This window comes from Alcaligenes sp. HNGD-HTN06, from assembly GCF_049932565.1.
Classification (GTDB): domain Bacteria; phylum Pseudomonadota; class Gammaproteobacteria; order Burkholderiales; family Burkholderiaceae_B; genus Alcaligenes; species Alcaligenes ammonioxydans.
Genome location: NZ_CP187782.1, coordinates 2,181,173 through 2,193,849, shown reverse-complemented (window position 1 = coordinate 2,193,849; position 12,677 = coordinate 2,181,173). Strand labels below are relative to the sequence as shown.

The following is a 12,677-nucleotide window of genomic DNA, read 5'->3' as shown; positions in this document are numbered from 1 at the left end:
TGGCAAGGGGGTATACATCAGATCTGTCGATCAGGGCAGGTTCGCCTCCGTGCGAGGCCATGAACTTTCTGGGGCTTTTCAAACTGGTCTTTTGCGCTGCTGGTTTCACGGTTTCAGCTCAGACTGAGTGGTAGCTCGATAGGACGGCGTACGCGTTTACTCAAAAGAATGAACATATAGCCGCTATTCGTATTTTGTAATGGGCATGTTATGTGCTTGGGCCGCACGAACTGGTTTTCCTGGTTTCAGGTAGTGTAAGTGACTGTTGATCCAAACTTTTTTCTTCTTGGCCTGATTTTTCTTGTGGCTTTTCTGCTGCTCGCTTTGGGCCCGGCGCTAAGCTTGTCCGCCCCTGGGGAAGCGCTGCCCAGATATCAAGGTAAGTTGCCCGATTTTTAGTACTTATCTGATCGCGGTGCTTGCGTTTGGTGTTCAGCTTGACTGCTGTACTTCAGGGGGGGGAGGTCGGGGTGGGGGCCTCGTGCGCTCCTGTAAGGGGCTCGAAGATCTTAGCGTTTGGGTGCGGACACAGCAAAAAGCCGATCATCTTTTGATGATCGGCTTTTTGAGGAATTTGTGGTGCCCAGGAGAGGACTCGAACCTCCACACCCGAAGGCACATGGACCTGAACCATGCGCGTCTACCAATTCCGCCACCTGGGCTTTGATAAGGGCTGCTGCCCGTCTCAAGCATTAAATTATAGGATGAATCTTTTGGTAAATGCAAGCATTTTCATTGGGCACGGTTTATTTTGATTTTTGGTTGATTGTCATTCTCATTATCATTAATATGTGTCGAGTGATATAGCATAAGAGTGTGACTATGAAATTCAACACAATGGATGTCGAGCGCATGTTGCAGGATATGGGGCAGGGTCGAAAGTACTCTGCCCGAGCTATGCAGCTCATGCTGATGGCCTTGCTCAAGGAAGGCAGCACTCATGGGTATCAACTAATCCGTCGTTTTGCGCAGATCAGCCAGAACAGTTATGTGCCCAGCGCCGGCGCGGTGTATCCGGCCTTGGCCTTTTGTGCGACTCAAGGTTGGGTTCTGATTGAGGAGCAAGGGCGCCGCAAGATGTACAGCCTGACTCCGGAGGGGCTGGCGTATCTTGAGGCGCAGAAAGAGAAGTGTGACTACCTACTGCAGTCCTTGACCTACCGCGGGCGCAAGCGGGTATGGATACGGCAGATGCTGGCTGAACAGAGTAGTGACGAGGATTTAAAGGCCGCGCAGGAACAGACGGGTTGGCTGCCCGAATTTGTCCAGGTACGCCATAGTCTTAAACAGGCCATGTTTGAACAATCGACAGCCAGTCTGGCACGACAGGCTGACGTGGTGGCAATTCTGGAGAAAGCCATCGCCGAAATACGCAATTTGCCCAAGGAGTCTTAAGCATGCAGTCCGAACAATTAACGCAAAAAGTGGCCCATCCCCTGAAGTTGCGATTGCTCACCGTCAAGCATCGCCGTGAGCTGGGACCTCACATGCTGCGCATTACCCTGACGGGTGCTGACCTAGAGGGGTTTTACTCGCCGGGGTTTGATGATCACGTCAAACTGATTTTTCCGGATCCAGCCACCCATTCCCTGCGTCTGCCCCAAATGGGTGAGCGCGGTATGGTCTTTGCGGCGGGGCAGGAAAAACCTCCCATCCGTGATTACACGCCGCGCGACTACCGCGCGGCGGAACAGGAGATGGATATTGATTTTGTGCTCCACGGTGACGGCCCGGCGTGCCGATGGGCCATGCAAGCCAAGGAAGGTGATAAGCTGGGGGTCGCGGGACCCCGTGGCTCCTTTCTGCTCAGCAAGGAACTGGATTGGCAAGTCCTGATCGGTGACGAAACTGCCATACCTGCGATGGCACGACGCATCCATGAACTGCCTGCCACGGTGAACGTGCAGGTGTATGTCTTGGCGCGCAATTTATTGACGGTAGGGACGCTAGCGGCGCCCGATCACGTTACGGTGAACTGGATTCCATCACTGGCCGGGTTGCCGGGCATTCTGGACGCGCTGCGGGCTGCGGCGCAGCCCAGCGGCACCGGCTATGTATGGGTGGCGGCAGAATACGCAGTTGCCCAAGGGCTGCGTGAATACTGGGTGCAGGAGCGTGGCCTGGATAAGAACGCGATTCGGGCCAGCAGTTACTGGCGCCAAGGCGATCAGGGCGATCAGGCCCCTCGTCTGGATTAAGCGGCTTGTTGCTGAGGGTAGGGTTGGGCGCGCAAGCGGCCACCCACGTGCAGCACTGGCTGCAGGTCTGTGTCCAGCGTTGTCTCGGGATGCGCCAGGCGATGCTGGTCAATCAGGCGTGCGATCGCATCCATGTTCAGCAGCAATGTGCTGTCGATATCAGGCTGAAAACGGGTCCAATAGCCGCCTCGACAACTGGAGCCCAGCCAGCGAGGCTCATAATCTCCGACAGTATCCGCATGCTGTTCGCGGACAACGGCCAGCCGCGAACAGCCAGGACGAAGCACAATGCGGTAGCTTTGCTGTTCTAGGGTGAGGTGATAGCAGTACGGTGCAGACATAGTTTCTCCTGTTTAGCTCTTGGAAGCGGCTTCCGGGTGAGCAAGTTGGATTAAAGAACCCGTTGAGCGCCTGCTAGGTCAGGCATAAAAAAACCCGCTGGCAGCGGGTTGTTGTCATAACGATCCCTTTGGTTGCCAGATGGCCATATCTTGAATCCACCTTGTGCGGGTACACAGGTTGGCATGGGTTACCCCAACTCTTGATATTGCAATAAGCATAAAAGCGATTTTCATGAAGCGCAAGAGGCCGACAAACTTCTGTCCATCATAAAAAAACAGAAATAGTTTGCGCGAATTGAAAATTGTGTTATAGTTATCTTCTGTCTTGCAATGAAGTGTTTAAAAACAAGTGTTGCAGTCAGAGCCCAGGTGGCGGAATTGGTAGACGCGCATGGTTCAGGTCCATGTGCCTTCGGGTGTGGAGGTTCGAGTCCTCTCCTGGGCACCAAAATTCCTCAAAAAGCCGATCGTCGAAAGATGGTCGGCTTTTTGTATTGTGGTTTGGGAAATCGGGGTCGTATAGATATCCAGGCGCAGTTCAATTTGGCTCTTTTCATGCCCCCGACGGAGCCAGCCTGTCCGACCGGTAAGGGACTGTGCGGTTGGGTTCGCGTTCAAGCGTAAACGGCGCTTACAAGGCTGGTTCTTCTGCCTGCAAAGATTGCTTTGTATTAGGCAGCTCAGGTCGATGCGCTGTTTGATGGCTTTTATTCTCCAGGCAGGATGGTTAGTGCACTCTTCTCCCTGGCCTTGTTCAGGTGCAGTTGAGCTGGCGTTTGAATCCAGTTCTTTCAACCATCGCCGTTGTTCATTCGATCTTGCTTCGTCCACGTGCTGTCAGCCAGCCATCGATCTGATGGGCAAACAAGCCTATTTGCCTAGCTAGCAATTTGGTCAGTTACTCAGTCAGTCGAGTGGTAGTAGTAGCTTGATCTGTCAGTTAGCCTGCTTGCCGTCCTCGTTCCTTGTCTTGTTCTTTGAAGGAGGAGTGCGTACACCCCTGTACTGAATGGCTAATCGTCACTTGCCGTATTTATAAGATGTATTTAATATATATCTTTATGGGCGGTGGCGATTTCATCAACTGCCTCACCTCATGTTAAAGGGATGAAAAATGCAAGTGGGAATGTTGAAATTGGCGGGTCTGCGACACCCTGAGTGTGCTGACAAAGTGGCGAATGCCTTGGCAGCGGTTCAGGGTGTGCAAGCGGCAGACGCTTCGTTTGAGAATGCGAAGGCATCGGTGCGTTTTGATGAAACCCAGGTGTCGTTGGAAGATCTGCATGCCGCGGTTGAACAGGCGGGCTATCAGATTGCCAAGCCAGCGCATGGAGAGGATGGCGCATGTTGTGGCGGCTGCGGCGGTTAATAGCGGCGACTTTATGAAATGGAAAACCGATTGTTCAAACGCAGTCGGTTTTTTTTGTCCCAAAAATCAGGCGGGGTTTTTGAGGCAGGGGCCGTGGCAGGCAGAAAAAGATCCCCTTGTTTCTCCCGCATGGGATTGGTGATGTGTTCATAGGCCTGTAAAGAAAGCCACCGATCATGCAGTGTTGATTTCTTATTCGGAAGTGCCCGTGCTTAATCAATCATGCGCCTGTATTGCCGTTACGGCAGTCCTTGGGCTTGAAGCCTTGCTCGCTGCGTACCTTCTCAAGTCCAGTCTGGGACAAGAAAATAAGAAGGCTTGCTGGGCGCCCAGCGAATGGCTTGTCAACGCGCAAGAGCCCGGCAAAGGGTGTGGCTTGGGACGTACACGTGGAGTGGGGGCTGCGGGCCTGACCTTTCATGGGGCCTTGCCTCGGTGCCCAAGCGCCTTGCTGTATGGGCGCACAAAACAAAAAGCCGATCATCGAAAGATGATCGGCTTTTTGAGGAATTTGGTGCCCAGAAGAGGACTCGAACCTCCACACCCGAAGGCACATGGACCTGAACCATGCGCGTCTACCAATTCCGCCACCTGGGCAATATCGTTGTATGCTTATGACTGTGCCAAAAGCCTTCAACGTTTTTGCTGCGTAAGCAGCAAAGAAAAAGGATTATAGGCATACTTTATTAATAATGGAAGTGTCCTTTTGAATAAAAAACATCAAGACAGTACTGAGGACCGTATTCAAACAACGGGCCGTTATGAATTGCCGCCTGACTTCGACCCGGATACCCCGACGCGGGAAGCGATCCTGGCGGGGCTGCGCGAAGATGCAGACGGCCTGACCATGCAGGCTCTGGCACAAAAGCTGGGCCTGGGCAAAGAGATTACGGTGGGTTTTGAGCGGCGTGTGCGCGCAATGGAGCGCGATGGACAACTGCTGATCTCCCCCGAAGGCAAGATTCGCAAAAACAGCCAGACTGGTTTTATCGCGGGCAAGGTGTTGGGTCATCGCGACGGCTTTGGTTTCTTGCAGCGTGACGACGGGCAGCCTGATCTGTTCTTGTCCCCACGAGAAATGGCCAAGGTGTTGCACGGCGACCACGTTATGGTGCGCATCGTCGGAGAGTACCGCGGCAAGCCAGACGCCTCGATCGTAGAAGTGACGGCGCGTCACACCAGCAAGCTGGTGGGACGTTTCCTGCGCGAGCGTGGCACGTTTATCGTGGTGCCTGAAGATCAGCGCATCAAGCATGACATTCTGATTCCAAGCGGGGAGCAGGGCGAGGCCGAGCCCGGTCAGGTCGTCACCGTAGCGATTACCCAACAGCCGGAGCGGCATCGTCAGCCTTTGGGGCGTGTGATTGAGGTGCTGGGGGAAATTGACGATCCTGGCATGGAAATCGAGATTGCCGTGCGCAAGTTTGAGGTGCCGGTCGATTTTTCCGACAAGGCGCTCAAGCAAGCCGCCCGCATTCCTGCCAAGGTCAAGCCTTCGGAATATAAAGGCCGTGTCGACTTGCGCGATGTGCCATTCATTACGATTGATGGGGAAGACGCCCGCGACTTTGATGATGCGGTGTATTGCGAACGTGTCGATATCGGAACCGGTAAACGGCCCCGCTGGGCGTGGCGTTTGCTGGTGGCAATTGCAGATGTCAGCCATTATGTGCGTTCGGGTGACGCGCTGGATGAGGATGCGCTGGAGCGGGGTACCAGTGTGTATTTTCCGCGCCGCGTGATTCCTATGCTGCCCGAAAGTCTGTCCAACGGAATCTGTTCGCTTAATCCATCGGTAGACCGTCTGGTCATGGTCTGCGATATGGTCGTGTTGGCGGATGGCGCCAAGTCCGGCACCGTTTCAGCCTATCAGTTTTATGAAGCGGTCATCCACTCGCATGCGCGCACCACCTATTCTGATATCTGGAGCGCCCTGCAGCAGCCCACAGGCCCGGCGGCCAATCAGATCCAGCATGTGCTGGAGCCCGTGCAGAATCTGTATGCCCTGTATCGTGTGCTGGCCGAGCAACGTGCTGCGCGGGGGGCGATTGATTTCGATACTGTCGAAACCAAGATCGTGTGCAATCCTTTGGGCCGTATCGAGCGTATTGAGCCCCTGGTTCGCAACGATGCTCACAAACTGATTGAAGAATGCATGCTGGCAGCCAATACCTGCGCAGCTGATTTCATTGCTCGTAGCCGTCGCAACGGTCTGTACCGTGTGCACGAAGGCCCCACGCCGCCCAAGCTGGAAGCCTTGCGCGAGTATCTGCGCAGTTTGGGTTTGACCCTGGAAGGGGGCGATGAACCCAGCTCGGCCGATTACGCCAAAGTCGTGGCGGCAGCGCGTGGCCGCTCGGACTTTGCCATCATTCAGACCATGTGTTTGCGCTCGATGCAGCAGGCCATTTACAGCCCGGAGAAAACGGGACATTTTGGGCTTGCCTATTCGCAGTATGCCCACTTCACCTCGCCGATTCGTCGCTATCCCGATTTGCTGGTGCATCGCGTCATCAAGGGTATTTTGAAGGGCGAGCGCTATGTTCCGGCTATTGATGAGGACCCGGGGGATGCGGCGCTGCCCGCCAGTAAACGGGATTTTGCGCGGTGGGAAAAACTGGGGGCGTTGTTGTCGGCTCGCGAGCGTCGCGCTGACGAGGCTTCCAAAGATGTGGAAGCCTGGCTCAAATGCTGGTTTGTAAAAGAGCATGTGGGCGAGGAGTACTCCGGCAAGATCAGCGGTGTCACCAGTTTTGGCCTCTTCGTCACCCTGGATACTCTGTATGTAGAGGGTCTGGTCCATGTCTCTGAACTGGGCGCGGATTATTTCCAGTACAACGAAACTTTGAATGAGCTGCGTGGCGAGCGCACGGGCTTGCGTTATCGCCTGACCGATGCCGTGCAAGTACAGGTAGCCCGCGTTGACCTGGAGGCGCGTCGCATCGAGTTTCGTCTGGTCAAGGGAGTCGGGTATAAGGCTGTGAAGGCAGCGGCTGAAGCGTCTGATCCTTCCGAGCGTCCCATCAAGAAAGCTGCTCCGACCAAGCCTTTGGCGTTAAAGGGCACTACTGCGTCCCAACGGCGTGCCTCCCAAAAGCAGGCCGAGCGGGATGAAAAGCGCAGCGCGGAAAAGACGGCCAAAGCGGCCAAATCCACGCGTAGCCCAAGAGGCCGGCGCCGATAGGCGTACAATATCAAGCCGGGCTTTTGCCCGGCTTTCTTTATTTGCTTTGATTTATTTCCTCCAAGGATTGTTATGGCTCAGCAGGTTTTGGCCGGTTTTCATGCCGTTATTGCCCGGGTTCGTTATAGCGCCGCTACGGTGCGGGAGGTGTATGTGGATCAGACCCGGCGCGACAAGCGGATGTTGGCCTTTATCGAACAGGTTGAGCAGGCGGGTCTGAAAGTCATGGCAGTGCCCGTCGAGCGTCTTGATGGTCTGGCCAAAGGCACTCGCCACCAAGGTGTGGTGGCCTTGGCTCTCGAGCAGGAATTGGCGGTTGATGTCAACGAATTGCTGGATGATCTTGAAGAGGCTGGCCAGGTTCCGTTCCTGTTGATTTTGGATGGGGTTACTGACCCTCACAATCTGGGCGCCTGCCTGCGCAGTGCAAATGCCGCGGGTGCGCATGCCGTGATTGCGCCTCGCGATCGTGCCGTGGGCCTGAATGCCACCGTGTCGCGTGTCGCGTGTGGGGCGGCAGAGTCCACTCCCTACATTACCGTGACCAATCTTGCTCGTACCATGCGCATGCTGCGCGAGCGTGACGTCTGGCTGGTGGGGACCAGCGACCAGGCAAGTCATACCTTTCATCAGGTAGATGCGCGTCGGCCTATGGCCTGGGTGATGGGGGCCGAGGGAGAGGGTATGCGTCGGCTGACCCGTGAGACTTGCGATGAGCTGGTCTCCATTCCCATGATGGGGGCTGTGGAGAGCCTGAACGTCAGTGTTGCCAGCGCGGTTTGCTTGTACGAGACGTTACGCCAACGTAGCCAGGCTTAATTTCTTTTAAGTCTTGTTACTTACTTAATTACTTATTTGTATAAAAGACAGCCGCTTTCAGCGGCTGCTTCACCAGATAATAAGTGATTGGCTATCAGCCGGGCACAAGCCCACCAAGGTTGATGGGATGTACTTGCATTTTGGGCTTTGAAATGATCATGGACGAAAACGGCTTTATTACCTCCACCCTGCATTCTGACCGTCGCTTGGGCACGCAGTACGGCGCTATTCATCAGCCATTGCACCCATCGACCGAGTTTGGCTTTCAGGATGCACGTGAGTTGGCCGCGGTCTTTCAAGGCAAATCGGGCTTCACCTATTCTCGTCAGGGCACACCCACAACGGCGGCCTTGGAAGCCAAGATTACACGCATGGAAAAAGGCGTGGGCAGCGTGAGTTTCGCCACTGGAATGGCAGCGCTGACGGCGACCCTGTTTACTTTGTTGCGTCAGGGCGATCACCTGATTGCCAGCAAATATTTGTTTGGCAATACCAATAGTCTGTTGGGCACCTTGCGGGATCTGGGTGTGCAGACCACGCTGGTGGATGCGACGGATCTGGCGCAAGTTCAGGCAGCACGACAGCCCAACACCCGTATGGTTTTTTTGGAAACGATTGCCAACCCAGGCACTCAGGTGGCCGATCTGCAAGGGGTGGGGCAATGGTGCCAGGACGAGGGCCTCTTGTACGTGGTGGATGCCACTTTGTCCTCGCCGTATTTGTTGCCGGGTCGGGAGTTCAAGGCCTCGTTGGTGATCAATTCCCTGTCCAAGCACATCGGCGGTCATGGCAATGCCTTGGGTGGCATGGTGACCGACACGGGCTTGTTTGACTGGACCACCTATCCCAACATTGCCCAGGTCTATCGCAACGGCAATCCCCAGAACTGGGGGCTGGTGCAGATCCGTAAGAAGGGATTGCGTGATATGGGTGGCACCTTGTCGTCTGACGTGGCCCATCGTCTGGCTGTGGGTTCGGAAACACTGCCTTTGCGCATGGAACGCATTTGCGCTAACGCCCTGGCGCTGGCGCGTCATCTGAAGGCTCACCCCAAGGTAAAACACGTGCGTTATCCTGGCCTGGAAGACCATCCTCAGCATGAGCGCACCGCCCACTTGTTCGGCAATCGCTTTGGAGGCCTGATGAGCGTGGTGCTGGAAGACAAAATCGAAATCTTCGATTTTCTGAATCGTCTGAAGGTTTTTGTGCTGGCTACCCATCTGGGCGATAACCGCAGTCTGGTATTGCCGGTTGCGCACACCATCTATTATGAAATGGGGGCCGAGCAGCGCGCCTTGATGGGCATTGCTGATAACCAGTTGCGTATCTCCGTTGGCATCGAGGAAATTGTCGATCTGACCACGGACTTTGATCAAGCGTTGGCTCAGTCCTGAATACATGCTCTGTCTAGTCCTGGTTCAGCCTAGGCTGTATCAGGGCAAGATGCTGCATCGCCTGTTGCAGCTCTCCCGGCTCCAGATTGGCATAGCCAAATAGCAGATGGCGCGGTTTGGTGCCGTCTGCTTCCTGGCTGGCGGCCTGGGCCAGAGGGTAAAGCCGTATGCCATAGTGAAGCGCGGTCGAGGCCAGGTGATCGGCGTTCGGGCTTTGCGATGGCAAACGAAAGGCCAGATGCATGCCGGCATTCTGCCCGCTGATCACACCTGTATTTCCCCATATGTGCTTCAGGCCCTGGAGCAGGATATTGCGCTGGTCCAGATAGCGGCGGCGCAAGTGCTGCAGGTGACGTGGGTAGTCGTACTCATCAAAGAAGCGTGCCAGTACAGCTTGTGTTAACCAGGGGGAGCCGTTGTTGAGCAGCGCCTTGCGGGCGATAAAGTCTTGGCTTAGCTGGGGCGGACAGACCATGTAGGCCAAACGCAAGCCGGGACCCAGGGTTTTGGAAAATGAGCCCAGGTAAATGACCTGTCCCGGGCTCATGGCCTTGAGCGCTGCGGGCAAGGCCGGCCCGTAACAGAAGTCTCCGTCGTAATCATCCTCGATGATCAATGCGCCACTGGTGCTGGCCCAGGCCAGCAGTTCCTGACGCCGCCGCACCGTCAGTGTATGTCCCAAAGGGTATTGGTGCGATGGCGTCACAAAGGCCAGTTGGACGGGCCTGTCGGGCAGGTGGCCGGTGCATAAACCCTGCTCATCCACCGGCACTGGAATGCCTTGTGCCCGATGCCGTTCCAGCAGATGCCTGAACCCGTTATAGCCGGGTGATTCATGCACCGCACAACTATGCTCATCCAGGAAATGCGCCGTAATCAGGCTGAGTGACTCCTGAGTTCCTGCGGTGATGATGATGTGTTCCGGGTCGGCCAGTATTCCCTTGCTGGCCGCCAGATAATCCGCAATCTGCAGACGTAAACCCCATAGCCCTTCCGGTGGCGGGTACTCCGCCATGGCTGAGCCGGCGTAGCGCAGCAACTGATTGGACAGATGAATAAACTGACGCAGTGGAAAAGCATGGGCAGAAGGCCGTCCGACCTTGAAATCGAAGCGAACTGGCAGACTGGGGGCGGGCACATGAACCCCGCTGGCCTGGGCGGTGCTGGTGCGCAGACTGCGTGAGCAATGCGCCGTTTGCAACACAAAATCCGGTGCCAGACGACTGCGTCCATGACGGGTAGGGGTGGCCACGAAAAACCCCCGGCTAGGTTCGCTATGAATCAGATTGGAATCAATCAGCAGGTCATAGGCACCCATCACGGTATTTTTGGACACTTGAAGCAAAGACGCCATCCGCTGAATCGAAGGCAGGCGACTACCTTCTTGCAAGCGCCCTGAGCAAATCAGGCTTTCGATTTGACGGGCAATTTGTCGTTTGTAGGGCGGGCTATGAGTATGGGAGAGCGTAATCGGTAAAGAAAACATGGTGGGACTGGAAAGGAATCAAAACCATCGAGAGCGAGCCAGGCTGGGCCACTATAGGTAACCCCTCTCTCTTTTAACTTGAGTTGGCTCAATGTGATGTTTCGTTCGTGATAAATTTGTCCGCTTTGTTGATCTGTCACCTTACCCATCGTCAGCGATTTTTTTATCTCGGTAAGAGTATTTAATTTACTGTAATTGCGATATAAAAAAACCGTCACCATTCTTTGGTCCGTATCCATACCTTCTCATCAAAAAATAACAATCGTTATAGTTTGAATGGCCTTGCCCCTTGGCAAGTCACATGTTGGAGGTAATGGAATGTATAGAAAAATGATGACCCTGGCCTTCCTGTCTGCCACCGTCAGCACGGCACTGGCGGAACCGACGCAAGAGCAAGTGCGGGTGGACAAGCTGTTTCAGGAGAACTGTGCGGTCTGTCACGCAGCCGACCGGGGTGGATACATTGCGCCGGGTCTGCACAGGGATCGTCTCGTTCAAAGTGAGATTGCCTTGCGCGGCACCATCATGACCGGAATCCCGGATACCTTGATGCCGCCTTTCGTGGGGCGTTTGCCCGATGAGGATATCCGTGCCCTGGCCAGGCTGATCAAAAATGAGCCTGTGGTGGAACGTCACTGGGGGATGGACCAGATCCGCGCCAGCGTGAAGGTGTTGGTCGATGAGTCCACCTTACCCGACAAGCCCAATTACGAGATCGACTCTGTCTACGATCTGATGGTCATCATGGCTCGTGGACGCTACGGTCGGGGTGACGGCGCCAATCAGGCCCGTGCGGTTTTCATCAATGGCCAGAACAACCAGAAAGTGGGCGAAATTGCGACGGTGGGAGCACCCCACATCATGGAGTTCAGCCCCAGTCATGAGCGCTGGGCCTATCTGAAAAGTGATGATGGCCATGTCTATAAAATCGACCTGTACACCTTGCAGATTGTGCGACAGGCCAAGATTGGTCTGACGGGCACCGGGATAGCACTGTCCAAGGATGGTAAGTGGCTGGCGCTGAGCTCATTCGTGCCCAACAGCATGGTTATCTTGAAAGCCGACACCCTGGAGCCCGTGAAATATCTCGCGCTGGAAGGCGAGGACCCCGATGGCAATTTCATTAAATCCGCTGGCGGTCCGATCATCGGTAGTCGCATCAATAACAAATTTGCACTGACGCTGCGGCAAGCAGGACAGATCTGGATCATCGACCCGGACAAGCCCGACATGCCCGTGACCAAACTGGCCAAGGTGGGGCGCATGTTGCACGATACTTTCCTCACCCCGGATGGGCGCTATTCCATGGTTGCCTCTTACGATGACAACAAGTATGTGGCCATCGACTTGAAAGACGACAAAGTGGTGCGCGATATTCCGGCTGGCTGCCAGCCTCATGCCGGTTCGGGAGCGGTAACGGAAGTCAATGGGCGTATGCTGGCTTTCGGCACCAATATGGGCAGTTGCAAACTGGGCTCTGTGGTCACCGTCTGGGATACCAAAGACTTTTCGGTGGTGAAACAAATTCCGGTGGCGGGCGCCACCGAATCGCCGGCTGCTCACCCCAATGCCCCGTATGTCGCGGTCGACATTATTGACAAAGACAAGCGTGCCGCCTGGATTCAGCTGATCGACAAAAACACCTTGTCCGTCGTGAAAACCCTGGACGTGGGCGGTCACGCCTTCTTTCCCAATTACAACCGTACGGGTGATTACCTGTACGTCAGCTCTGGCTATTGGGGTGATCGTCTGAAGATCTATGACAGCCGCAGTCTGGAGCTGGTGGCCGAGCACAAGATGGAAAGCCCCTCCGGTGTGTTCTCGCGTGCCCGCACCCGTTGGCTCACCATCGGGCAGCCTGAAACCCAAAAATTCTAAGCAAAGGA

The 12,677-nt window shown here is 55.2% G+C and carries 9 protein-coding genes, 3 tRNA genes and 1 riboswitch; of the genes, 8 read left to right on the top strand and 4 right to left on the bottom strand.

Going from position 1 to position 12,677, the window contains the following annotated elements; genetic code table 11:
* Positions 1-577: 577 nt before the first annotated feature.
* Positions 578-662 (bottom strand) — tRNA-Leu (locus ACOZ42_RS09975).
* Positions 663-822: 160 nt separating this feature from the next.
* Between ACOZ42_RS09975 and ACOZ42_RS09970 the strand changes: the two genes are divergently transcribed.
* Together ACOZ42_RS09970 and ACOZ42_RS09965 are read left to right on the top strand one after the other, a co-directional pair.
* Positions 823-1,395 (top strand): PadR family transcriptional regulator, encoded by a 573-nt coding sequence (locus ACOZ42_RS09970; protein WP_003799415.1) that lies wholly within the window; start codon positions 823-825, stop codon positions 1,393-1,395.
* A gap of 2 nt (positions 1,396-1,397) precedes the next feature.
* Positions 1,398-2,198 (top strand): siderophore-interacting protein, encoded by an 801-nt coding sequence (locus tag ACOZ42_RS09965; RefSeq protein WP_059317529.1) that lies wholly within the window; start codon positions 1,398-1,400, stop codon positions 2,196-2,198.
* Here the strand turns inward: ACOZ42_RS09965 and ACOZ42_RS09960 are convergent.
* Positions 2,195-2,539: a hypothetical protein gene (locus tag ACOZ42_RS09960; protein ID WP_003799419.1), complete on the bottom strand. Its 345-nt coding sequence runs from the start codon at positions 2,537-2,539 to the stop codon at positions 2,195-2,197. The genes ACOZ42_RS09965 and ACOZ42_RS09960 overlap by 4 nt on opposite strands.
* A 118-nt stretch (positions 2,540-2,657) precedes the next feature.
* Positions 2,658-2,751, bottom strand: a riboswitch (SAM-I-IV-variant riboswitch).
* 151 nt (positions 2,752-2,902) lie between these two features.
* Here ACOZ42_RS09960 and ACOZ42_RS09955 point away from each other — a divergent pair.
* Together ACOZ42_RS09955 and ACOZ42_RS09950 are read left to right on the top strand one after the other, a co-directional pair.
* Positions 2,903-2,987: transfer RNA gene (locus ACOZ42_RS09955), tRNA-Leu, on the top strand.
* Positions 2,988-3,665: 678 nt separating this feature from the next.
* A complete protein-coding gene (locus ACOZ42_RS09950) occupies positions 3,666-3,908 on the top strand; it encodes a heavy-metal-associated domain-containing protein (protein ID WP_100214765.1) in 243 nt (80 codons plus the stop codon).
* A 512-nt stretch (positions 3,909-4,420) separates the two neighbouring features.
* Here the strand turns inward: ACOZ42_RS09950 and ACOZ42_RS09945 are convergent.
* Positions 4,421-4,505 (bottom strand) — tRNA-Leu (locus tag ACOZ42_RS09945).
* A 109-nt stretch (positions 4,506-4,614) separates the two neighbouring features.
* Between ACOZ42_RS09945 and rnr the strand changes: the two genes are divergently transcribed.
* The 3 genes from rnr to ACOZ42_RS09930 all read left to right on the top strand — a co-directional run bounded on the left by rnr (position 4,615) and on the right by ACOZ42_RS09930 (position 9,305).
* On the top strand, positions 4,615-7,092 hold the full coding sequence (rnr, locus tag ACOZ42_RS09940) for a ribonuclease R (protein WP_003799422.1): 2,478 nt from the start codon (positions 4,615-4,617) through the stop codon (positions 7,090-7,092).
* Positions 7,093-7,164: 72 nt separating this feature from the next.
* On the top strand, positions 7,165-7,911 hold the full coding sequence (gene rlmB, locus ACOZ42_RS09935) for a 23S rRNA (guanosine(2251)-2'-O)-methyltransferase RlmB (protein WP_003799424.1): 747 nt from the start codon (positions 7,165-7,167) through the stop codon (positions 7,909-7,911).
* Between the two features lie 158 nt (positions 7,912-8,069).
* Positions 8,070-9,305 (top strand): cystathionine gamma-synthase family protein, encoded by a 1,236-nt coding sequence (locus tag ACOZ42_RS09930; RefSeq protein WP_039942898.1) that lies wholly within the window; start codon positions 8,070-8,072, stop codon positions 9,303-9,305.
* A 13-nt stretch (positions 9,306-9,318) separates the two neighbouring features.
* Here ACOZ42_RS09930 and ACOZ42_RS09925 read toward each other — a convergent pair whose 3' ends face one another.
* Positions 9,319-10,791: a PLP-dependent aminotransferase family protein gene (locus tag ACOZ42_RS09925; protein ID WP_003799428.1), complete on the bottom strand. Its 1,473-nt coding sequence runs from the start codon at positions 10,789-10,791 to the stop codon at positions 9,319-9,321.
* A gap of 318 nt (positions 10,792-11,109) precedes the next feature.
* Here ACOZ42_RS09925 and ACOZ42_RS09920 point away from each other — a divergent pair, with 318 nt between their 5' ends.
* Positions 11,110-12,669, top strand: a complete 1,560-nt coding sequence (locus tag ACOZ42_RS09920; protein WP_230406167.1) for a nitrite reductase — start codon at positions 11,110-11,112, stop codon at positions 12,667-12,669.
* The last annotated feature ends 8 nt before the right edge of the window (positions 12,670-12,677 follow it).

Bases quoted from the DNA above. Each gene is read 5' to 3' on its own strand.
- ACOZ42_RS09970 (WP_003799415.1), top strand. From the start codon at position 823: ATGAAATTCAACACAATGGATGTCGAGCGCATGTTGCAGGATATGGGG.
- ACOZ42_RS09965 (WP_059317529.1), top strand. From the start codon at position 1,398: ATGCAGTCCGAACAATTAACGCAAAAAGTGGCCCATCCCCTGAAGTTG.
- ACOZ42_RS09960 (WP_003799419.1), bottom strand. From the start codon at position 2,539: ATGTCTGCACCGTACTGCTATCACCTCACCCTAGAACAGCAAAGCTAC.
- ACOZ42_RS09950 (WP_100214765.1), top strand. From the start codon at position 3,666: ATGTTGAAATTGGCGGGTCTGCGACACCCTGAGTGTGCTGACAAAGTG.
- rlmB (WP_003799424.1), top strand. From the start codon at position 7,165: ATGGCTCAGCAGGTTTTGGCCGGTTTTCATGCCGTTATTGCCCGGGTT.
- ACOZ42_RS09930 (WP_039942898.1), top strand. From the start codon at position 8,070: ATGGACGAAAACGGCTTTATTACCTCCACCCTGCATTCTGACCGTCGC.
- ACOZ42_RS09925 (WP_003799428.1), bottom strand. From the start codon at position 10,791: ATGTTTTCTTTACCGATTACGCTCTCCCATACTCATAGCCCGCCCTAC.
- ACOZ42_RS09920 (WP_230406167.1), top strand. From the start codon at position 11,110: ATGTATAGAAAAATGATGACCCTGGCCTTCCTGTCTGCCACCGTCAGC.